Annotated in this window: 2 protein-coding genes; both read left to right on the forward strand. The window is 35.3% G+C overall.

Annotation, left to right across the window (positions count from 1 at the left end):
* Positions 1-412: 412 nt before the first annotated feature.
* Positions 413-655 (forward strand): Flp family type IVb pilin, encoded by a 243-nt coding sequence (locus R7F67_RS24260; protein ID WP_005454256.1) that lies wholly within the window; start codon positions 413-415, stop codon positions 653-655.
* 64 nt (positions 656-719) lie between these two features.
* The coding region (locus R7F67_RS24265; RefSeq protein ID WP_318057469.1) for a pilus assembly protein CpaB at positions 720-1,273 on the forward strand (554 nt) is incomplete at its 3' end.

Here is a 1,273-nt window from a genome sequence, read left to right on the forward strand (position 1 = left end):
ATATTTATCAACCAAAGTATAAAGAAACAAATAAAAACAGAGGTACTCACTGCAAGCTGAGTTAGTGGTTCTGGAGTAAAGAACAAACTAAGTAGAGAAGTAATAAAGATAATAAGAAGAAATCGATGTTTCACAATTCTATAGCGAATGTCACCATAGAATATGAGTAAGACGTTAACCAGGCAAGTTAGCCATAAAGCAAAATTTATATAATTCATTTTACTATTTTAAATGTGTTACTTCTAAATTCAAATCATTTTGGATAATAAAAAATTATGTAATGGATTTCATTACTTTTATAACAACATCTTATATATAAATAAAAAAGCTTAATTGGTGTGATTGTTTCTGTTGATGTAAATTTTCTTCGTTCACGAAATGAGTGATTAATTCAAGGGAAATAGAGGTAAACATGCTTTTAAATATCAATTCTAAACTTCGTAATATCCGTAACAAATTTAAACTGGATAAACGTGGTGTGACTGCTGTTGAATACGCAATCATCGCAGTGGCAATGTCTTCAATTATTCTTCTTGTATTCAAACAAGGCTCTTTACAAAACACATTAAGTGGAGCAATGAGTAAGATTTCTACATCAATGGAGAGTGCGAACACTACCGAAAAGGCTTCAGAGGGCGAGAAACCAAACAGCTAAGGATAAGTTAGCCCGTTATAAATTTAGAGAGAGGGGAAACCCTCTCTTTTAAGGTTTTTATTCTATGAGTAGAGCATTAATTTTTGTATTTGTTGCCATCACTATGTTTTTGGCCTTTTTTTACGTCAGTGATTTCTTTGACCAGCCAGAGCCTGTGGCCGTCGTGGAAAATGAAGTGTTTGTACAAGTCGCATTTGTTAATCGAACTGTGAACAAAGCTGATCCCGTCAATATTGATGCAATTGATATTCGAGAGTTTTCAGAGTCAGAAGCAAAACAGCATTCTTATACCCCTTATACGAGTATCAAGATTGAATCTGGCGCTCTATGGGCAAAAGATGTCACCGAAGGAACTCAACTAACGTCAAACTTGGTTTCTAACCCCGGCGAAAAAGATTACATGTATCTTTCGCTTAAAAAAGATCAGGTCCCTTATTACTACCTTTCTCAAGGCAGTAGCATTGTTGAGGCGTTACCAATACAACCTGGCGACCGCGTCAGCTTTGTCGCTACAACCTCATCTCAATCGAATTCATTAGAAAGCGGTTATTCCGATATCGATAGTTTAACAAGCAACGTCATTATTGATGGTGCTTTAGTTTTACAGGCGATGAATGA

This window comes from Vibrio sp. YT-17 (assembly GCF_033337375.1).
In the GTDB taxonomy this organism is placed as follows: Bacteria; Pseudomonadota; Gammaproteobacteria; order Enterobacterales; family Vibrionaceae; genus Vibrio; species Vibrio alginolyticus.